At 67.9% G+C, this 17,778-nt stretch carries 24 protein-coding genes; 13 read left to right on the forward strand and 11 right to left on the reverse strand.

Translation table 11 applies throughout. The features are described 5' to 3' along the window. Window positions 1-6: 6 nt before the first annotated feature. The 3 genes from AC0685_RS09150 to AC0685_RS09160 are packed head-to-tail and all read left to right on the forward strand — an operon-like array spanning window position 7 to window position 1,788. Window positions 7-651: a spermine/spermidine synthase domain-containing protein gene (locus AC0685_RS09150; RefSeq protein WP_478225058.1), complete on the forward strand. Its 645-nt coding sequence runs from the start codon at window positions 7-9 to the stop codon at window positions 649-651. An 8-nt stretch (window positions 652-659) separates the two neighbouring features. Beyond that, window positions 660-1,214 carry a hypothetical protein gene (locus AC0685_RS09155; protein ID WP_478225059.1) on the forward strand — a complete coding sequence of 185 codons (555 nt, stop codon included), beginning with the start codon at window positions 660-662 and terminating at the stop codon, window positions 1,212-1,214. A gap of 7 nt (window positions 1,215-1,221) precedes the next feature. After that, complete coding sequence (locus AC0685_RS09160) at window positions 1,222-1,788, forward strand: GNAT family N-acetyltransferase (protein ID WP_478225060.1); 567 nt, start codon at window positions 1,222-1,224, stop codon at window positions 1,786-1,788. Between the two features lie 8 nt (window positions 1,789-1,796). On the opposite strand, the gene AC0685_RS09165 is transcribed toward AC0685_RS09160, so the two are convergent. The 3 genes from AC0685_RS09165 to AC0685_RS09175 form a co-directional block, all read right to left on the reverse strand. Then, window positions 1,797-2,573, reverse strand: coding sequence for an SDR family NAD(P)-dependent oxidoreductase (locus tag AC0685_RS09165; protein ID WP_478225061.1), 777 nt, complete (start codon window positions 2,571-2,573; stop codon window positions 1,797-1,799). Between the two features lie 120 nt (window positions 2,574-2,693). Next, window positions 2,694-3,281 carry an HhH-GPD-type base excision DNA repair protein gene (locus AC0685_RS09170; RefSeq protein ID WP_478225062.1) on the reverse strand — a complete coding sequence of 196 codons (588 nt, stop codon included), beginning with the start codon at window positions 3,279-3,281 and terminating at the stop codon, window positions 2,694-2,696. A gap of 93 nt (window positions 3,282-3,374) precedes the next feature. Further along, a complete protein-coding gene (locus tag AC0685_RS09175) occupies window positions 3,375-4,253 on the reverse strand; it encodes a LysR family transcriptional regulator ArgP (protein ID WP_478225063.1) in 879 nt (292 codons plus the stop codon). Between the two features lie 66 nt (window positions 4,254-4,319). On the opposite strand from AC0685_RS09175, the gene AC0685_RS09180 reads away from it, so the two are divergent. Next, entirely contained in the window at window positions 4,320-4,934 is a 615-nt protein-coding gene (locus AC0685_RS09180) for a LysE/ArgO family amino acid transporter (RefSeq protein WP_378443405.1), read from the forward strand. Here the strand turns inward: AC0685_RS09180 and AC0685_RS09185 are convergent, their stop codons facing one another. Both AC0685_RS09185 and AC0685_RS09190 read right to left on the reverse strand, forming a co-directional pair. Then, window positions 4,935-5,759, reverse strand: a complete 825-nt coding sequence (locus tag AC0685_RS09185) for an aldo/keto reductase (RefSeq protein ID WP_478225064.1) — start codon at window positions 5,757-5,759, stop codon at window positions 4,935-4,937. It lies immediately after the preceding gene. 5 nt (window positions 5,760-5,764) lie between these two features. Beyond that, window positions 5,765-6,619 (reverse strand): NAD-dependent epimerase/dehydratase family protein, encoded by an 855-nt coding sequence (locus AC0685_RS09190; RefSeq protein WP_478225065.1) that lies wholly within the window; start codon window positions 6,617-6,619, stop codon window positions 5,765-5,767. Between the two features lie 115 nt (window positions 6,620-6,734). On the opposite strand from AC0685_RS09190, the gene AC0685_RS09195 reads away from it, so the two are divergent. Together AC0685_RS09195 and AC0685_RS09200 are read left to right on the forward strand one after the other, a co-directional pair. Continuing rightward, complete coding sequence (locus AC0685_RS09195; protein WP_340684637.1) at window positions 6,735-7,169, forward strand: Lrp/AsnC family transcriptional regulator; 435 nt, start codon at window positions 6,735-6,737, stop codon at window positions 7,167-7,169. A 108-nt stretch (window positions 7,170-7,277) separates the two neighbouring features. After that, on the forward strand, window positions 7,278-8,132 hold the full coding sequence (locus AC0685_RS09200; protein ID WP_478225066.1) for an alpha/beta fold hydrolase: 855 nt from the start codon (window positions 7,278-7,280) through the stop codon (window positions 8,130-8,132). A gap of 3 nt (window positions 8,133-8,135) precedes the next feature. Here AC0685_RS09200 and AC0685_RS09205 read toward each other — a convergent pair whose 3' ends face one another. From AC0685_RS09205 to AC0685_RS09215, 3 genes are all read right to left on the reverse strand, one after another. Further along, window positions 8,136-9,131, reverse strand: coding sequence for a DUF2203 family protein (locus tag AC0685_RS09205; protein WP_478225067.1), 996 nt, complete (start codon window positions 9,129-9,131; stop codon window positions 8,136-8,138). Between the two features lie 21 nt (window positions 9,132-9,152). Further along, complete coding sequence (locus AC0685_RS09210; protein WP_478225068.1) at window positions 9,153-9,737, reverse strand: hypothetical protein; 585 nt, start codon at window positions 9,735-9,737, stop codon at window positions 9,153-9,155. 83 nt (window positions 9,738-9,820) lie between these two features. Further along, the gene (locus tag AC0685_RS09215) at window positions 9,821-10,330 is read right to left on the reverse strand and encodes a hypothetical protein (RefSeq protein WP_478225069.1); all 510 of its coding nucleotides are present in this window, start codon (window positions 10,328-10,330) and stop codon (window positions 9,821-9,823) included. Window positions 10,331-10,568: 238 nt separating this feature from the next. Between AC0685_RS09215 and AC0685_RS09220 the strand changes: the two genes are divergently transcribed. Together AC0685_RS09220 and AC0685_RS09225 are read left to right on the forward strand one after the other, a co-directional pair. Then, complete coding sequence (locus AC0685_RS09220) at window positions 10,569-11,792, forward strand: NADP-dependent isocitrate dehydrogenase (protein ID WP_340684632.1); 1,224 nt, start codon at window positions 10,569-10,571, stop codon at window positions 11,790-11,792. A gap of 191 nt (window positions 11,793-11,983) precedes the next feature. Then, window positions 11,984-12,289: an SH3 domain-containing protein gene (locus tag AC0685_RS09225; protein ID WP_340684631.1), complete on the forward strand. Its 306-nt coding sequence runs from the start codon at window positions 11,984-11,986 to the stop codon at window positions 12,287-12,289. A gap of 59 nt (window positions 12,290-12,348) precedes the next feature. On the opposite strand, the gene AC0685_RS09230 is transcribed toward AC0685_RS09225, so the two are convergent. Then, window positions 12,349-13,092 carry an MBL fold metallo-hydrolase gene (locus AC0685_RS09230; protein ID WP_478225070.1) on the reverse strand — a complete coding sequence of 248 codons (744 nt, stop codon included), beginning with the start codon at window positions 13,090-13,092 and terminating at the stop codon, window positions 12,349-12,351. Between the two features lie 56 nt (window positions 13,093-13,148). Between AC0685_RS09230 and AC0685_RS09235 the strand changes: the two genes are divergently transcribed. The 4 genes from AC0685_RS09235 to AC0685_RS09250 all read left to right on the forward strand — a co-directional run bounded on the left by AC0685_RS09235 (window position 13,149) and on the right by AC0685_RS09250 (window position 15,499). Further along, window positions 13,149-13,955: an exodeoxyribonuclease III gene (locus tag AC0685_RS09235; protein ID WP_478225071.1), complete on the forward strand. Its 807-nt coding sequence runs from the start codon at window positions 13,149-13,151 to the stop codon at window positions 13,953-13,955. 114 nt (window positions 13,956-14,069) lie between these two features. Further along, entirely contained in the window at window positions 14,070-14,306 is a 237-nt protein-coding gene (locus AC0685_RS09240) for a nucleotidyltransferase family protein (RefSeq protein WP_478225072.1), read from the forward strand. Between the two features lie 183 nt (window positions 14,307-14,489). Continuing rightward, a complete protein-coding gene (locus tag AC0685_RS09245; protein WP_478225073.1) occupies window positions 14,490-14,579 on the forward strand; it encodes a hypothetical protein in 90 nt (29 codons plus the stop codon). Between the two features lie 71 nt (window positions 14,580-14,650). Beyond that, window positions 14,651-15,499, forward strand: a complete 849-nt coding sequence (locus tag AC0685_RS09250) for a hypothetical protein (protein WP_478225074.1) — start codon at window positions 14,651-14,653, stop codon at window positions 15,497-15,499. Here the strand turns inward: AC0685_RS09250 and AC0685_RS09255 are convergent. Further along, window positions 15,493-15,993: a cupin domain-containing protein gene (locus tag AC0685_RS09255; RefSeq protein WP_478225075.1), complete on the reverse strand. Its 501-nt coding sequence runs from the start codon at window positions 15,991-15,993 to the stop codon at window positions 15,493-15,495. The genes AC0685_RS09250 and AC0685_RS09255 overlap by 7 nt on opposite strands. 65 nt (window positions 15,994-16,058) lie before the next feature. Here AC0685_RS09255 and AC0685_RS09260 point away from each other — a divergent pair, with 65 nt between their 5' ends. Beyond that, window positions 16,059-16,559 (forward strand): MarR family winged helix-turn-helix transcriptional regulator, encoded by a 501-nt coding sequence (locus tag AC0685_RS09260; protein ID WP_478225076.1) that lies wholly within the window; start codon window positions 16,059-16,061, stop codon window positions 16,557-16,559. Between the two features lie 56 nt (window positions 16,560-16,615). Here AC0685_RS09260 and AC0685_RS09265 read toward each other — a convergent pair whose 3' ends face one another. Then, a complete protein-coding gene (locus AC0685_RS09265) occupies window positions 16,616-17,503 on the reverse strand; it encodes a glycoside hydrolase family 19 protein (RefSeq protein ID WP_478225077.1) in 888 nt (295 codons plus the stop codon). Window positions 17,504-17,778: the final 275 nt, after the last annotated feature.

A 17,778-nucleotide genomic window follows, 5' to 3' on the forward strand; every position in this document is an offset into this window, starting at 1 on the left:
GCCCGGATGACCGACGTACTCGACAAAGTCGCCGGGAAAAGCGGCGAACTGGTGCTCCGCCGGGCCGGAGCCGACTTCGAGGTCATCGCCAACGGCGTCTTCCTGATGGACACCCGGAACGGTGAATCCGAACGGTTGCTCGTGTCGGTGGCGGCGGACCTGGTGCCGGGCAAGGCACGCATGCTGATCGGAGGCCTCGGCGTCGGCTATTCGCTGCGCGCCGCGCTGGACCATCCCGGGGTCGGAGAGGTCGTGGTCGTCGAGCGCGAGCCCGCCGTGATCGGCTGGAACCGCGAGGGCCCGCTCAGGGACGTCCACGACGACGCCCTGTCCGACGACCGGGTCACCGTCGTCGAGGCCGATCTGGTGAAGTGGTTGCGCCGGACGGAAGAACGGTTCGACGCGCTGTGCCTCGACATCGACAACGGTCCTGAGTGGACGGTCACCGACGGGAACGCGAAGCTCTACCGGGACGAAGGCCTCGACATGCTCGCCGCACGGCTGCGGCCCGGCGGCGTGCTCGGGGTGTGGAGCGCCGAGTCGGTGTCGTCGTTCGCGAAGCGGCTCCGGGCGCGTTTCGGTGAGGTGCGCGAGCTGAAGATCCCAGTGCCGCAAGGGGAACCGGACGTGCTGTGGTTCGCGCGGGTGTAGCGGACGCCGTGCGGGTCAACGCCCGCTGGTGCGACACGGTGTGCCGGACGGGCACTTTCACCACCCGCGTCTGGAAGTCGGCGAGCCGGACACCACCGCTGTACCCCGACGCGATGACCCTGACGCCGGACGCGACGGCGGCGGAGGTGCTGGACGGGATCGACACCTCGCCGGGCTGCGCGGTCAAGGACAGTTTCGGCTGCCTGGATCTTTCGCAGGCGGGCTTCGAGGTGCTCTTCGAGGCCACCTGGATCACCCGCACGGTTCGGCTGCCGCTCCAACCGGGCTGGGCCCGGGTCGGCGACCGGTTCGACGACCCGTCCGTCGCCCTGTGGTCGAACGGGGTCGCCGGGGTGACGGCCAACCGGGACGGCGACTTCGCCGGACTGTCCAATTTGTACACCCAGGGCGATCTGGACGAAGCCTGGCGCGGTGCGACCTCGGCCGTCGCGGCGAGCTTCCCCGGCTTGCCGATCACCGGCTACGAGCACGGCGAAGATCTCGACGCCGCCCTCCGCAACGGCTACACGGCCCTGGGGCCGCTGCGGGTCTGGCTGAAATGATCGCCGTATGGAGATCACGACCTGGCACCTCGAGCAGACCTCACCGGACGATCTGAGCGCCGCGAAACCGCCGTCCGTCCCGGTGACGGTCACCCGTGCCGAGCTGGTCAGCCCGGAACTGAACCGCTACCTCTACACCGCCGTCGGCGGCGACTGGTTCTGGATCGACCGGCTCGGCTGGACGTGGGCGCAGTGGGTCGAGTGGCTGGACAGGCCGGGGGTCGAGACCTGGGTGGCCTACGCGCAGGGGACGCCGTGCGGCTACTTCGAACTCGACGGCACTGTGGACGGCGAAGTCGAGCTCGCGTACTTCGGCCTGATGTCGTCCTTCGTCGGCAAGGGCGTCGGCGGGCACCTGCTGACCGTCGCACTGCGGGAGGCCTGGGCGCTCGCGGAGCGCTGGCCGGGCAAGGCGACGACGCGCCGCGTCACGGTCCACACCTGCACCACGGACGGCCCGGCCGCGCTCAAGAACTATCAGGCACGCGGCTTCCGGCTGTTCCGCACCGAGGTCGAGCAGGCCGAACTGCCCGCCGAGACACCGGGACCGTGGCCGGGAGCGGGGAGGAAGTAGCCACCGGCTCAGACCGTCTTCATCATCCCGCCGTCGATCACCAAATCCGCACCGCTCATATTGGCCACCTTGCCGGAGGCGAGGAACACCACGAGCGCCGCGATCTCGTCAGGGTCGGCGAACTCGCCGGTCGAGGTGCCGACGGTGGCGGGCAGCTGGTCCTTGAACGTGTCCAGCGTGGCACCCGCTCGCTTGGCGATCATGTCGCCGGGACCGCCGGGCGACGTCCACAGGTCGGTCCACACCGGGCCGGGCGAAATCGTGTTCACCCGCAGACCGCGGCCGCCGAACTCTTCGGCGAGCGCCTTACCGAGGTTCGACACCGAGGCCTTGACCGCGGATTGCGCGACCAGCCGTGGTTGGGGCAGCTTCGCGTTGACGGAACTGATGTTGATCACCGCGCCGCGGCGCTCCAGAAGGCTCGGCAGCGCGGCCCGCGTGGCACGGACGTTCGACATGAAAGTCACGTTGAAGGTGTGCAGGAATGCCTCGTCGTCGAGCGCGAGGAATCCGCCGGGCGGCGTGGACGTGCCCGCGACATTGTTGACCAGCAGGTCGATCCCGCCGTGCTGGTCGAGAGCGTGCCGCACGACGCGGGCGGGCTCGTCGGGGTGGCCCAGATCGGCTTCGAGCGCGTCCGGCGTCAGCTCCTTCAATCCGGCGGTGACGGTGCGGCTTGCCGCAACGACCGTGAATCCGTCTTCGACCAGCGCGCGAACGATCGCCAGGCCGATCCCCCTTCCGGCTCCGGTCACTACAGCGATACGCGAAGTCTCCATCGTCATAGGAAGTGTCCTCCACCGCTTCAGCGGCGATAGTCGTGCTGGATCGATGTTCGCCCGGGCAAGCGACCGTCCCGGAAGTTCGTCAGCAGAGTGGGGTCAGACCGCCGTGGTGCTCGGTGGTTATTCAGCGGTCGCCTTGGCGGCTTCTTTGGCCGCTTTCTTGAAGGCACGGACTTCGGCGAGGCTTTCGGGGCTGGTGACGTCGGCGATGGAACGGCGGGAGCCGCGGTCGCCGTAGGCGCCGGCGAGGGCGCGCCAGCCTTTGGGCTGGACGCCGAGTTGTTTGCCGAGGAGCGCGAGGAGGATTTTGGCTTTTTGTTCGCCGTAACCGGGGAGGGCTTTGAGGCGTTTGAGGACCTCTTCGCCGTTGGGTTTCGGCCGCCCGGCCGTCCAGAGCGCGGCGGTGTCGCCGTCGTAGTGCTCGATGACGTACTGGGCGAGGGTTTGGACGCGCCGGGCCATGGAGCCGCCATAGCGGTGGATGGCCGGTGGGGTGACGCAGAGTTCGACGAAGGTCTCGGTGTCGGCTTCGGCGATTTTGCGGATGTCGAAGCCGTCCATCCGGTCGGCGATCTTCTTCGGCCCGCGGAAAGCGTGTTCCATGGGGTATTGCTGATCAAGCAGGAGACCGGTCACCAGGGCGAACGGATCGTCGTTGAGCAGCTTGTCGGCGTCGGCGTCGCCGGTCAGTCGGAGCTCGTTCGGCATGGCCTCATCTTCCCGGATCAGAGGTGGCACGGCGGCTACCCGCGATGCGCGTCCCGCGCCCAGGATCTCACGACCCGGCCGATCCGCGCGTCTTCATCCTTGTGGGTCGACCAGCAGGTCCGCGGCCGCCGTGGTGATGGCGGCCGAAACCGCCGCCAGCGCGGGGGAGTCGAGTTTCCACTGCTGCCAGAACAGCGGTACGTCGATCGGGTGATCGGGGTCGAGGCAGACGAAACTGCCGTCGCGCAGCCGGTCGCCGATCTGCGCGAGTGGCACCATGCCCCAGCCCATCCCGGCCGCGACGGCGTCGAAGAACCCTTCGGACGACGGGACGTAGTGCCGCAGCCGGCTCGCGATCGTGCCGCGCTCGCGAGCGAAGCGGTCTTGGAGGTCGTCACGGCGGTCGAAGACGACGACGGGTGCTTCGGCGAGGTCGAGGTCGGTGCCGAGTGCCGGGCTCACGACGGCGAGGTAGCGCATGTGCCCGAGCCGCTGCACCGAACACCCCGCGACCGGATCGGGTGACGACGTCACGGCGGCCATCACCAGGCCCTCCCGCAGCAGGGTCGTGGTGTGGTCCTGGTCCTCGCGATGCAGTTCGAAGCAGATCTTCTGCTCGGACGGCACCCTCGTGAGGGCGGGCAGGAACCAGGTCGCCAGCGAATCGGCGTTCACCGCGATCGGCAGCCGGACCGGCTCGTCGCCGGTGGTCAGGCCGAGTTCGGCCCGGGTGTCGGCCTCCAGCAGCGCCACCTGACGGCCGAACCGCACCACCGCCTGCCCGGATTCGGTCAGGCGTACCGGTTTCGTGCGGATCAGCAGGACACGGCCGGTGCGCTGTTCGAGCGCCTTGACGCGCTGGCTGATCGCCGACGGGGTCACGTGCAGTGCCGAGGCCGCCGCGTCGAACGTGCCTTCGTCGGCGACCACCAGCAGCGTGCGGACCAGGTCGAGGGGCAGATCTGTCATCACGAACGCTAATCTTACGTAAGAATCTTTAGTTTAACTGTTGACGAGTGGCTTCCTAGTGTTGTCCGCATGGGAGACGTTCTGTTCAGCGCGGTCGCCGGGTTCGGCGCCACCATGGCCCTCATCGTCGCGATCGGCGCGCAGAACGCCTTCGTGCTGCGCCAGGGCATCCGGCGCGAAGCCGTACTCGTCGTGGTGCTGATCTGCATCTTCTCGGACGCCATCCTGGTCAGCCTCGGCGTCGGCGGGGTCGGAGCGCTGGTGGGGACGTCACCGGAAGCGCTCACCATCGTCGCGCTGGTCGGCGGCGCTTTCCTGCTCTGCTACGGCGCCCTCGCGGCCCGTCGCGCGTTCAAGCCGTCCGCGCTGGAGACCGGCGGCCCGGAGACCGGCGGATCGTTGCGCCGCATCGTGCTGACCACGCTGGCGATCACCTGGCTGAATCCGCACGTCTACCTCGACACCCTTCTCCTGCTCGGCGCCATCGCGGCCGGACACGGCAGCGATCGGTGGGCGTTCGGCGTGGGTGCGGTGTCGGCCAGCGTGATCTGGTTCCTCGCACTCGGGTTCGGCGCCCGGCTGCTCAGCGGGTTCTTCCGCAAGCCGTCGTCGTGGCGGGTGCTGGACGGTTTGGTCGCCGCGACGATGATCGGCCTGGGGGTGGCGCTGGTGGCCGGGGCCTGATCACGGCAAGCGAGCCAGCATCTCGGCGGTGAGCACCAGATCGGCCGCGGCCGCCGAATCGCGGATGGTCGCGGGCCTCGTCGAGCCGGGGATCGCGATCATCGACGGCGACTTCGCGAGCAGCCAGGACAGGCATACCCGTTGCGGGCTGACCCCGAGATCTTCGGCCACGGAAAGGAATTCCCCGTCGATGCCGCGGAGCGGGCCCCAGGGCAGGTAGGCGAGCCCGAGCTCGGTGCACAGGGCCAGTTCCGGTTCGTGCGACAGATTCGCGGGCGCGTGCTCGTTCTGCACCGAAACCAGTGTCTCGCCGAGGATGTCCCGCGCTTCGAGGATCTGCGCGCGGGACACGTTGGATATCCCGGCGAGCCGGATTTTGCCTTCGTCGGCCAGCTCCTTGATCGCACCCACGGAATCCGCCCACGGCACGTTCTCATCGGGCTTGTGCAGCTGATAGAGCCCGATGGCGTCGACGCCGAGGCGTTTCAGCGACCCCTCGCAGGCGTTCCTGAGGTGCGCGGGAGTCCCGGTGACGGTCCACGAACCGTCACCGGGACGGCCACGGCCGCCCTTGGTCGCGACGAGGACCCCGTCCGAGTCGCCGCGGACGGCCAGCGCGTCGGCGATGAGCATCTCGTTGTGGCCGGTTTCGCCCGCGTGCCAGTGGTAGGAGTCGGCCGTGTCGATCAGCGTGACACCGGCGTCGAGCGCGGCGTGGATCGTGGCGATCGCGCGGTCCCGATCAGGACGGCCCTCGATCGACAGGGGCATCGCGCCCAGCCCGATCGCGCTCACTTCGACGTCTCCGATGTTGCGGTAACGCATGGGGGTCATGCCTTTCTGGCGTCTTCGATGGCTGCGCCGAGCCAATCGGTGGTGGAGGAGAAGGAAAAGCCGAGGCCGGTCGCGCGCGAGGTGTCCAGGACGGCGTACCGGTCGAACGAGAACGGCGAGGCGTCCCGCTCGACGACCCGGAACCGGGGCTCGATCGAGATCGCGCGGGCGATGTCCACGGCGGAAAGTCCGCCGTGGGAGCCGGCGTTGACCGGACCCGTGAAGTCCGCGAGCGTGGCCCAGGTCAGGAAGTCCGCGATCTCACTCGCGTGGATGAACGTCGACGGCCGCGGTCCCGCGTGGATGTCCACGGCGTCCCCCGCGTCCAGCCGTTCGACGTAATGGCGCAGCCGCCCGGTGAAATCCTTTCCGCCGAGGACGTGCGCGACGCGCACCGACGCGAACGGTGGTTCTCCCGCCGCGAAGACCGTCTCGGCCTGCCGCTTGCCTTCGCCGTAGTCGTACGAAGGTGCCCCGAGGTCGACCGGCACGGAGGAGACCAGCGATTCGGTCATCGGCGTCTCCGTCCTGACCTGGTCGTAGACCTCGATCGTGGACGTCATGACGTAGCGGTCCGTGCGGAGCACACGGCGCGCGATTTCCGCCTGGACCGGCGTGTAGCAGACCTGGTCGAGCACGACGTCGAAGGAACGAGACCGCAGAGCGGCCTTCAGGCCGGCTTCGTCGTCGCGGTCGGCGAGCAGGTGAGCGACGCCGGACGGGGCAGGTGCGGAGCCACGGTTGAGGACGGTGACGTCCGAGCCGGCGTCCCGCAGCCGCTCGACCACCCCGCGGCCGAAGTACCGGCTTCCGCCGAGAACGAGCACTCTCTTCATGTGCACGAGCTTCATGTCCACCAGTGTTACGGTGGCGATCCGGGCATTTGAAGGGGAGAACATGGGTGAATCGGCGGAATCGCTGAAAGAATCTCGGTCGAATCGCGGGTTCGCTGAAAGCTCACTGGACGTGATCGACCGGCGACTCCTGGAACTCCTCCAGGAGGAAGGCCGCATCACTCTGAGCGAGCTCGGGCGCCGCGTTTCGCTGAGTCCCGCCGCCGTCGGCGAGCGGGTCAAACGGCTCGAAGCCGACGGCACGATCACCGGTTACGCGGCGCTCGTTTCGCCCGCCGGGATCGGACTGGGGCTGCGGGCGTTCGTGCGGATGGCGCCGCACAGCGGGTTCACCGTCCGCCATCCGCGCACGCGGAAGATCATGGACCGCCCCGAAATCCTCGAGCTGCACCATGTGGTGGGCGAGGACTGCTGGATCCTGAAGATCGCCGTGCGCGACACCACCCACCTGGAGGAGTTGCTGGAGGACCTCTCCGTGCTGGGCGCCACGACGACGTCGATCGTCATGTCCAGCCCGATCGAACGACGAGTGCTCCTGCCCTTGTGATCCATCACAAGAACTGACAGGCAAGTCTGGTCGTTCTCCTGGTTCAGCTCGTCGCTTTGTGACGCAGGATGACTCGCATCACATACTGACGAGTAACCGGAGGCAGGGATGCGGACTCGGATCCTCACCACGCTGATCGCGGCCTTGACGTTCACGATCGCCGTCCCGGCGGTGGCGAGCGCGGCGCCGTCGAGCGGCTGGAACGACTGGTCGTGCAAGCCGAGCGCGAACCATCCCGAGCCCGTCGTGCTGGTGCACGGTCTCGGCGGCAACGCGACGACCAACTGGTTCCACCACGCGCCGAAGCTCAAGAACGCCGGCTACTGCGTTTATTCGCTGACCTATGGTGCGACCGTCCTGGGTGGACAGTTGTTCGGCGGGCTCGCCTCCATGCGGAAGAGCGCCGTCGAACTCGGCGTGTTCGTCGATCGCGTGCGAGCGAGTACCGGCGCGGACAAGGTCGACATCGTCGGGCATTCCGAGGGCACGACGATGCCGGCGTACTACCTCAAATTCGAGGGAGGTGCGGAGAAGGTGAAGCATTTCGTCGGGTTCGGCTCGAACTTCAAGGGCACGTCGCTCAACGGCCTCTCCGGCCTCGCCAAGGCCGTGCTGTCGTTGCCCGGTATCGATCTCCTCGCTGACGGCGTCTGCGGGGCGTGCCGCGAATACCTGGCGCCATCGGACTTCCTCGACGACCTCGCCCGTGACGGCGTGACCGTGCCGGGGCCGACCTACACGAGCATCGTGAGCCGCCACGATCGAGTGGTCACGCCGTACACCAGCGGTGTGCTGGACGAGCCGGGCGCGACCGACATCGTGCTGCAGGACAAATGCGGCTCCGACGTTTCAGGGCACCTGAGCCAGGCGATCGATCCGAACGTGACGAGCCTGATCCTCAAGGCGCTCGACCCGGAGAACGCGCCCGCGCCGAAGTGTGTGCCGTTCTTCGCGCCGCTGTAGGGGTCAGGGCCTGGTCGCGTGCACCACGAACACCGACCGGACCCGATCCTCGGTTTCGACGTCGAGCCGTTTCACGGTCACCTCGGTGAAGCCGGCTCCGGAGGCCAGTTCCGCCGCGTCGTCCTCGGTTTCCGGCAGCTTCAGGTCGGTGGGGACGATCGCGGCGAACGCCTCCGACGGCCGGAACGCCGACGCGATCGGCAGGCTGAAGCCGACGCGTCCGCCGGGGCGCAGCGCGCGCAGCCAGTCGCGCAGGGCGGCCGCGCCGAGGAAGTGCAGCGAAGACGCGCACAGCACGGCGTCCGCGCCCTCGTCCTCCACCGGCGACGGAACCGCGGAAGCCACCTGCCAGGTGATGCGCTTGCCGGGATCGTGCGTCGCCGCCTTCGTTTCGGCCTGGGCGATCATGCCCGGCGAGATGTCGATCGCGAGCACTTCACCCGGCTCCAGGCGCAGCGCGGCGAACGCGGCCACCCCCGTCCCGGTCGCGACGTCGAGAACACGCTCGGGTGCCGTGCAGCCGAGGCCGTCGACGAGCGCGTCGGCGACCAAGCCGTGAAAGGTGTCTTCGTCGTAGCGCGCGGCGATGCCGTCGAACAGCCCGGCCGCGATCTCCTCGCTCACGACCGCGACCTTATCCGGGAGACGGCGGCGTCCGGCGAAACCCAGGTCGGCGCGGTGATACCAGGACAGCTCGGCGTCGCCTTCGAGCCAGCAGAGCAGGACGTCGGCGCCGTCGAGTTCGGCGGGGAAGTCGATCAGGAGCGGGGCGAATCCCTTCAGCTCCGCGCCCGTCCTCTGGACGGTGGTCATCAGGTCGTCCAGCCGGGCCTGCGCGGCCTTCCATTCCGGCATCCCGCCGAGCGAGGTCTCGCGGCCGCCGGGGCGCAGGGACGCGGCGAGTTCGGCCGCGTCGGCGCGGAGCCGGACCAGTTCGTCGAGCACGGGGCGTAGCCGGGCGAGCTCGGCGCGGGCTTCGGGAACGGTGAACAAACCCATGCGCCGATGGTCCCAGCCCGCTCAGCGGCGCCGCCGGGCGAGTCTCGACGCGAGGCCCGCGCCGGTCAGGAGGAAGCCCGTCGCGAGCAGTCCGCCGATGAACAGCCAGCTCGTGACGCCGTAGGTGACGTCGTTCTGCGGCAGATACTTCACCAGCCGGAATCCCCATTCCGGGACCGCGATCGTGGCCACGCCGGGGGCGACACCCCAGACGAGGCCGCCGAGGATCGGGCCGGTCGCCGAGAGCGCGCCGAGCAGTCCGACCGACAGCAGGAGGACCCCGCCGCCCACCAGGAGAACGATGCTGAGGACGTCACGCTGGGTGCTGAGCGTCGCCTGGACGAGCATCTGCTGCCGCAGGCCGCCCCAAGCCAGCAGGCCGAGGGCGACCGGCGTCAGGATCAGCCCACCCGCGCCGCTGAGGACGCGACGCACGCCTCGGCCCGCGCGCGGGTCTTCGGATCCCAGGTCGTCGTCGAAGGGCTCGTACGGTTCATACGACTCGACGTCCTCGTACGGCCTGCGCGTGTCCTTGGGTTGCTCGTACTCGCCGTACTCCTGGTAGTCCTCGTCGTCGTACTCCGCGACGTACCGGTGCGTTGACATGGGCGGGTCACCTCCCTGCACCGGACTACGGACGCCGGCCCCCTTCGGTTCACTTCGATCTCCGGCGGATCGCGTTTAGCCCCCTAAACGCGATTTGAGCGGCGCCGCGAGAGGGTGCCGACCAAACCGGCCCCGATCAGCAGGAAACCACTCCCGACCAGCGCGCCCATCACGAGCCAGGTCACCAGGCCGACGCCGAGGCCGCTGCCGCCGACGTCGTAGACGAGGCTCATGGCATCGCGCGGGCTCAGGAGGAACGCCAGGCCCGGCAGTACTCCCCACAGCAGCCCGCCCAGTACCGGCCCGAGCCCGGACAGCGCCCCGAGGAACGCGACGCCGAGCAGGAGCAGGCCGCCCAGGACCAGGAGGACGATGCCGAGCGGGTCCTCGCTGATGGACAAGGAGCGCGAGAAACCCCGCTGGAGCAGCGAGCCGCCGTAGATCGTCAGGCCGAGCGCGACCGGCGTGAGCAGGACACCGCCGAGCCCGCTGAGCACCCGGGGCACCGCGCGACCGCTTTGCCTAGGCTGGGCGTAGGGCTCCGGCGCCTGAGGCTGCTCGTACGGAGGCACGGCGTAGGGGTTGGTCGACATGGGATCGCCCTTTCCGGTGGGCCGGCGGAGGAGTGTTGTTCGATGATGACGCGGTCGCCGTCGTTCCCGTGACGGCCGGATGACCGTCGTACGACCGAGTGACGTCGGACACATTCGCCTCGTGGAGACTTGATACCGACCACTACTGGAACCATCCAGCACCGTTAAGCAGTACGCTTGTACCGCTACCGGAGACTGAAGTAGAACGCGAAGATCCGCGGAAGGAGCACCGCTGCTCATGGCCAAGATCAAGGTCCAGGGCACCGTCGTCGAGCTCGACGGCGATGAGATGACCCGCATCATTTGGCAGTTCATCAAGGACAGGCTGATCCACCCGTACCTGGACGTGAACCTGGAGTACTACGACCTGGGCATCGAGGAGCGGGACCGCACCGACGACCAGATCACCATCGACTCCGCCAACGCGATCAAGAAGCACGGCGTCGGCGTCAAGTGCGCCACGATCACGCCGGACGAGGCGCGCGTCGAAGAATTCGGCCTGAAGAAGATGTGGCTCTCGCCCAACGGGACGATCCGCAACATCCTCGGCGGCGTGATCTTCCGCGAGCCGATCGTCATCCAGAACATCCCGCGCCTGGTGCCGGGCTGGACCAAGCCGATCATCATCGGCCGTCACGCGCACGGTGACCAGTACAAGGCGACCAACTTCAAGGTCCCCGGCCCCGGCACGCTGACGATGACCTACACCCCGGCCGACGGTTCCGAGCCGATGGAGTTCCAGGTCGCGCAGTACCCCGAGGGCGGCGGCGTCGCCATGGGCATGTTCAACTTCCGCAAGTCCATCGAGGACTTCGCGCGCGCCTCGCTGCAGTACGGCCTCGACCGTGAGTACCCGGTCTACATGTCGACCAAGAACACCATCCTGAAGGCCTACGACGGCATGTTCAAGGACGTGTTCGAGGAGATCTACCAGGCCGAGTTCAAGGCCGACTTCGACGCCAAGGGCATCTCCTACGAGCACCGCCTGATCGACGACATGGTCGCCGCGGCGATGAAGTGGGAGGGCGGCTACGTCTGGGCCTGCAAGAACTACGACGGTGACGTGCAGTCCGACACGGTCGCGCAGGGCTTCGGCTCGCTGGGCCTGATGACCTCGGTGCTGCGCACCCCGGACGGCAAGACCGTCGAGGCCGAGGCCGCGCACGGCACGGTGACCCGGCACTACCGCCAGCACCAGCAGGGCAAGCCGACCTCGACCAACCCGATCGCGTCCATCTTCGCGTGGACTCGTGGGCTCGAGCACCGCGGCAAGCTGGACTCGAACCCGGAGCTGATCGGCTTCGCGAACAAGCTGGAGCAGGTCGTCGTCGAGACCGTCGAGAGCGGCAAGATGACCAAGGACCTCGCGCTGCTGATCAGCAAGGACCAGCCGTTCCAGACCACCGAGGAGTTCCTCGCGACGCTGGACGCCAACCTGGCCGAGAAGATCGCCCAGGGCTGAGTCTCGTGAACGCTTGAAGGCCCCCTTCCCTCGCGGAAGGGGGCCTTTTCGCGTGGTGACGGTGGGTAGCCCGTGACCGGCCGGGGTTGGCGCCTCCGGGTGGTTGGCAATCCGGGATCTGGGCGACCGCCCCGGCTTCTGCCACTCTGGACCGGACAGAAAACGATTCCCTTGTTCGAGGAGTGACCATCATGGCCATCTCGAAACCGGTCTTGTTCATCGGCGGCGGACTGGCGCTGATCGTCGTCGTCGCCATCTCGGGGCAGGACAGGGAGTCGAGCGCGTCGAGCCCGACCGGTTGCCAGGTCGTGGTGACGGCCGACGTGCTCAACGCGCGCGACACCCCCGGTGGGCAGAAGATCGTCGGCAAGTACGTCAAGGACACGAAGATCGACGCGCAGCCGGTGGTCGAGAAGGGCTTCCGCAAGATCGCCGAGGGCAAGTGGGTCTCCGCCGAGTTCGCGCCCCCTGTCGAAGGCGCGAAATGCGGCCCGTGACCTGGGGGTTCGCGTTTTGCCCGCGAAACGCAGGTGGGCCCTGGCCTGGGGGTTCGCGTTTAGCCCGCGAAACGCAAGTGGGTGCCTTCCTCGGCCGCCAGCACCTCGCCGCTGAACTCCTTCCGCGCTTCGGCCACCGAGATCCCGCGGTCGGAACCGGGCCAGAAGTGGGTCAGCAGCAGCCGCCGGGCGCCGCCTCGCTCGGCCCAGTACCCGGCCTCGCCCGCCGTGGACACCAGACGCGGCGTCTCGTCGGGCGACGGTCCCTGAAGCGTGGCGTCGGCGATGAGGAGGTCGGCGTCGCGCGCCAGTTCCGCGAGGATCGGGCTTGGCCCACTGTCGCCGGTGTAGGCGACGGTGAGCCCGGGCGCGGTCAGGCGGACCCCGTAGTTCGGCACATGGTGCGGAAGCAGGAACGTGGTCATCCGGAACGGGCCGACCTCGCGCGGCGGGCCGAGTTCGCGCACGTCGAAGATCGTCGTCGGATGCGGTCGCGGCTCCAGCGCTTCGAGCCGGCGCACCGTGCCCGGCGTGCAGTGCAGCGGGATCTTCGGCTCGTCCGGCAGCCCATAGGCACGGGCCCGGCCGAGCGCGCTCACATCGGCGCAGTGATCGGGATGCTCGTGCGTCACCACCACGGCGTCGATCCGGCCGCCCGGGCAGTGTTCGAACAGCCGTGACGCGGCGCCGTAGCCGAGGTCGAGAACGACCTTGAAACCCTCGTGGACCAGGAGGAAGCCGGCGCAGGCCCGGCCAGGTTCCGGCCAGGCGCCGCAGCTGCCCAGCACGGTCAGCTCGCTCATGCGCGCAGTCTCGCAGAGCGAACGCCCTGCCGGTTCTGTCGGACCCCCCGGGTAGCGTGCGACGGGTGCTGACCGTCTCCACTGTGAATGTCAACGGCCTTCGTGCCGCCGCGAAAAAGGGCTTCGTCGAGTGGCTGGGCTCGACGAAGGCCGATGTCGTCGCCTGCCAGGAGGTCCGGGCCGAGCTCAAGGAGCTCCCGGCCGGTGCCGCCGCGCCCGAAGGCTGGCACGTGGTGCACGCGCCGTCGGCGCAGAAGGGGCGCAACGGCGTCATGCTCTTCAGCCGGGCGGAGCCGGAAGAGGTCCGCATCGGTTTCGGCGAGCCCGAATTCGAAGACAGCGGCCGCTACGCCGAGATCCACCTGCCGAATGTCGTGGTCGCGAGCCTGTACCTGCCCAGCGGCGACGTCGGGACCCCGCGCCAGGACGAAAAGGAGCGCTTCATGACGGCGTTCCTGCCGTACCTCGTCGACCTGCGCGCCAAGGCCGAGGCCGGCGGCCGTGAGGTCGTCGTCGTGGGCGACTGGAACATCGCTTACGACAAGATCGACCTGAAGAACTGGCGGGGAAACCAGAAGAGCTCGGGCTTCCTGCCGGAGGAGCGGGACTGGCTCGGCCGCGTGTTCAGCGAGGCCGGCTACGTCGACGTACAGCGCAAGCTCGACCCGGAAGGCCCCGGCCCGTACACCTGGTGGTCGTACCGCGGGAAGGCGTTCGACAACGACACCGGCTGGCGCATCGACTGCCAGATCGCCACCCCCGGCCTGGCCGAGCGGTGCACCTCCGTCGTGGTCGAGCGCGCCGAGTCCTATGACCGGCGCTGGTCCGACCACGCGCCGGTGACGGCCACCTACTCAGGCTGAGCAGCCGGCAGGCAATTCCGGATCCCGGCTGTTCGCCGTGACCTCCGGGATCCGGTCAGGTACAGCTGCTCGATCTCAAGAAGCGCGAGATCGAGCAGCTGTGCCGGGCACTCAGTGCGCCGCCTCGATCTGTTCGGCTCAGCCGTGAGTGACAGGTTCGACCTGCGGTCCAGCGGCGTCGACGTGTTTGTCGAGTTCGATGCTGGGCCGGGGTTCGACTACTTCGTTCGGAAGGAAGGCCTTGAGCGGGTCCTGGGTCGTCCCGTGGACCTCATCAGTGTGACCAGCATTCGCAATCCGTACTTCAAGCATCAGGTGCTGGAGACTCGGGAGCTGCTCTATACAGCGTGATGCTCGGGCTTACCTTTGGGACGCCTTGAGGGCAGCGGAACTGCTGAGTGAGTTCAGCAAAGGCGAGGGCTGTCGAGCGTCGGTGCGAAATCATCGGTGAGGTGCTGAACCAGCTGTCCGAAGCGGATAGCGACTTGGCGGCGCAAGTGCCGGATCTTCCGTAACATCCTCATCCATGGTTACGTGACGGTCGACGATGCCTTGGTGCGGCAGGTGCTCACAGAGCGGCTTCCTGGGCTGATCGGCGTCCTGCGGCGGTGGCAAGACGCGTAGGTCCGACCACGCGCGCCCGTAACGCCGATGTACTCCGGATAGGCTGCACGCCGGGAGAATCGGGGGTCGCGATGGAGACGAACGAAGCCAGGCGCATCGAGGCGACGAACGCCGAGCGCTACGCGATGTCCGGCCAGTACGGGTGGGAGTTCAGCCCGGACGCGCCGAACATGCTGGAACGGTGGACGGTGCTGCCGTTCAACCAGCGCGGCGACAAGCGGATGGCGTTCGGCGCGCTGAGCGGCATGTATCAAGGGCTGCGGTTCAGCGTCTTCGACTACCACCGCCGCCCGACGGTCACGAGTGTGCACACGCGGTGGACCAACAAGAAGGTCAACGAGCTCGACACGATCTCGATCGACACGGTCTGGGCCGTCACCCTGCCCGCGCCGATGCCGAACTTCCAGATCGTGTCGAGCATCGAGTCCGCCTGGGACGTCGAGCAGTATCCGGAGCCCGCCACCGCGGACCGGAAGTTCAACCGCTGGTACAAGCTGATCGACACCGACCCGAACGTCGCGGTCGGCGTGCTGACGCCGCAGGTCGCCGCCACGATGCGGTCCTTGAAGCTGCACACCTGGTCGCTGGTGGGGGCGGAACTGGTTTACGTCGAGAATCCGACCTTCGGCCGGACCAAGCCGGATGACGTGCTCTCGACGCTGGGGCGTCTCGCGCAACTCGTGTCGCTGCTGCCGTTCCACCTCGGCGGCGGTCAGCCCGCCCCGCAGCAGCCCCAGTACCCGCACCAGCCGTATCCGCCGCAGAACCCCGGCTATCCGCAGCAGTACCCGCCTCCGCCGCAGTACGGACAGCAGTCGTATCCGCCGCGGCATCACGGTTATCCGCCGCCGCACTACCCGCCACCGCAGTACCCGCAGCCCGGGTATCCGCCGCCGGGGTACCCGCCGCGCGGCTACTGACGGGACTTCGCGCTCTCCGTCCACACTGGACTCTCGACGAAGTGGTTGTCGAACTTTTCCTGGCTGTCCAAGAGATCCTGGACGGTCGCTTCGCCGTGTCCGACCTTCTCCAGTAGGCGGAAGTAGTCGAACCGTTCCACGCCGGGGATGAACACGATCAGGACGTCCGCCGACGAGTCGACGGCCGCGCGGAACGCGTGTGTGGTCAGTGGCGGGACGACCAGCATGTCGCCTTCGGAAACGGTGACGATTTCTTCTCCCACAAGGACTTCCAGCTTTCCGCCGAGTATGAAGAACATCTCGGAGGAGTCGGTGTGGTAGTGCGGCGCGGCCCCATCGGCGCCGACGCCTAACCGTGTTCGCGCGCTGCTCATGACTCCGCCTGTGGTCGAGACGTCGGCGAGCAGGGTGACAAGGGTGGGGGTCGCACCGACGGTTTCGGCCTCGGCGGCGCGGACGAGGACGGCTTCACGGGTTTCGATGCGCTGGGTCATGCCTGCGATAGTTCCATCACTGATAGTTCGCTGTCAAACTATCTCCTGTCGAATAGACTGCGTCCGTGAGCGAAGAACGAAACACGGACGCGATCGACGCGGTCGTCGGCGCGTGGCGCCGCGAGCGGCCGGAGCTGGACTTGACCGCGATCGGGGTCGCCGGGCGACTCGGTCGCGTGGCGATGCTGACCACTCCCATGGTGGAAGCCGTGTTCGCGAAGCACGGCTTGAAGCAAGGGGAGTTCGACGTGCTCGCGGCGCTCAGGCGATCCGGGAAGCCGTACACGCTGATCCCGTCCGAGCTTTCCGCGACGCTGATGATGTCCAGGGCCGGGATGACCAGCAGGATCGACCGGCTCGAGTCGGCGGGGCTGGTGGAACGGGCGCTGGATCCGGAAGACCGGCGCAGCTTCCGGGTCACGCTGACCGGGCGCGGGTTCGAAGTCGTCGACGCCGCGATGACCGAGCACACGGCGAACGTCGCGAAGCTGCTCGCGCCGCTTGGTGACGACCTCGGCGTCCTGGACGCTTCGCTGCGACGCCTGCTGACGTCCCTCGAAAGCTGAAGGGGCCCTTCGCCGCGTCACATGCGGCGAAGGGCCCCTTCAGCACCCTGGATGGATCAGCAGTACAGGTTGCCGCCCGGGCTCACGCCGAGGATGCCGGTGAACTGCTGGTACTTGTTCACGCGGCTCTGCACCTGGGCGGGGTTGCCGCCGTTGCACTCGATGCTGCCGTTGATGCTGCGGATGGTCTCGCCGAAGCCGCGGCTGTTGACCATCGCGTTGTGCGGGGTCATCGTGCCGGGACCGTTCTGGGTCATCCAGTACCAGATGCCGGTTTTCCAAGCGACCGCCGCGTCGTTCTGCACCAGCCACGGGTTGGTCAGCAGTGGCAGGCCCAGCGCGTCGCCGGCGGCCTTGTAGTTGAAGTTCCAGCTCAGCTGGATCGGGCCGCGGCCGTAGTACGCGGCGTTGCCCGCCGGGCAGCCGTAGGACTGGCTCGTGTCGCAGTAGTGCGGGTAGTTGGCCTCGTTCTGTTCGACGATGTGGACCAAGCCGCCGGTCTCGTGGCTGACGTTCGCCAGGAAGGCCGCCGCTTCCTGCTTCTTCACGGTGTCGCTGCCCGTGCCCGCGAAGGCCGGGTATGCGCTCAGGGCGGTGACCAGGCCGTTGTAGGTGTAGAAGGGGTTCCGGCTCGGGAACATCTGGTTGAACTGGGCCTCGCTGACCACGAAGCCGGACGGGTTCGGCGGGTTGGTCGTGCCGCCACCGCAGGCGCCCTGATCGGCCCAGACCTGCGCGCTACCAGGGGTTTCGTTCTGCGTCCACCACTTCGCGGACCAGTTGTGCCCGTTGTGGGAGGCGGTGTTGCCGCCCCAGTAGACCGAGCTCGCGTTCCACGGCGCCACGCAGTCCGCGGCGGAGGCGGACTGGGCCGGGACGACCACGGCGACCGTGGTGGCGGCGAAGGTGGCGGCGACCGCCGCGAGAAAACGTCGAAGAGACATCGGTGGCTCCTTCGTACGAGGGGACCATGCAGGGAGATTGGTCTATACCTTTTAAGGGGTATGGCCAACAGGTATAAACCATTGCGGACAAGAAACCAACCGCGGAAAGCCGGATACCGCCTGTTCGGCCGCGTGTAACAGTCGAATGGTCCAACCCTGTCCGGTTTTGTCGGAAACCGATCTTGAGCTCGACAACTCTGAGAAGAGGGGTGCTCGAAACATCCCCCCTGTGAGGGGCTACTCTCGTGCCCCGAGTTGATCAGAACCCACAGGTC

The organism is Amycolatopsis sp. NPDC043889 (assembly GCF_056435645.1).

Bases quoted from the DNA above. Each gene is read 5' to 3' on its own strand.
- AC0685_RS09150 (WP_478225058.1), top strand. From the start codon at position 7: ATGACCGACGTACTCGACAAAGTCGCCGGGAAAAGCGGCGAACTGGTG.
- AC0685_RS09160 (WP_478225060.1), top strand. From the start codon at position 1,222: ATGGAGATCACGACCTGGCACCTCGAGCAGACCTCACCGGACGATCTG.
- AC0685_RS09165 (WP_478225061.1), bottom strand. From the start codon at position 2,573: ATGACGATGGAGACTTCGCGTATCGCTGTAGTGACCGGAGCCGGAAGG.
- AC0685_RS09170 (WP_478225062.1), bottom strand. From the start codon at position 3,281: ATGCCGAACGAGCTCCGACTGACCGGCGACGCCGACGCCGACAAGCTG.
- AC0685_RS09180 (WP_378443405.1), top strand. From the start codon at position 4,320: ATGGGAGACGTTCTGTTCAGCGCGGTCGCCGGGTTCGGCGCCACCATG.
- AC0685_RS09185 (WP_478225064.1), bottom strand. From the start codon at position 5,759: ATGCGTTACCGCAACATCGGAGACGTCGAAGTGAGCGCGATCGGGCTG.
- AC0685_RS09190 (WP_478225065.1), bottom strand. From the start codon at position 6,619: ATGAAGCTCGTGCACATGAAGAGAGTGCTCGTTCTCGGCGGAAGCCGG.
- AC0685_RS09200 (WP_478225066.1), top strand. From the start codon at position 7,278: ATGCGGACTCGGATCCTCACCACGCTGATCGCGGCCTTGACGTTCACG.
- AC0685_RS09205 (WP_478225067.1), bottom strand. From the start codon at position 9,131: ATGGGTTTGTTCACCGTTCCCGAAGCCCGCGCCGAGCTCGCCCGGCTA.
- AC0685_RS09210 (WP_478225068.1), bottom strand. From the start codon at position 9,737: ATGTCAACGCACCGGTACGTCGCGGAGTACGACGACGAGGACTACCAG.
- AC0685_RS09215 (WP_478225069.1), bottom strand. From the start codon at position 10,330: ATGTCGACCAACCCCTACGCCGTGCCTCCGTACGAGCAGCCTCAGGCG.
- AC0685_RS09220 (WP_340684632.1), top strand. From the start codon at position 10,569: ATGGCCAAGATCAAGGTCCAGGGCACCGTCGTCGAGCTCGACGGCGAT.
- AC0685_RS09225 (WP_340684631.1), top strand. From the start codon at position 11,984: ATGGCCATCTCGAAACCGGTCTTGTTCATCGGCGGCGGACTGGCGCTG.
- AC0685_RS09230 (WP_478225070.1), bottom strand. From the start codon at position 13,092: ATGAGCGAGCTGACCGTGCTGGGCAGCTGCGGCGCCTGGCCGGAACCT.
- AC0685_RS09250 (WP_478225074.1), top strand. From the start codon at position 14,651: ATGGAGACGAACGAAGCCAGGCGCATCGAGGCGACGAACGCCGAGCGC.
- AC0685_RS09255 (WP_478225075.1), bottom strand. From the start codon at position 15,993: ATGACCCAGCGCATCGAAACCCGTGAAGCCGTCCTCGTCCGCGCCGCC.
- AC0685_RS09265 (WP_478225077.1), bottom strand. From the start codon at position 17,503: ATGTCTCTTCGACGTTTTCTCGCGGCGGTCGCCGCCACCTTCGCCGCC.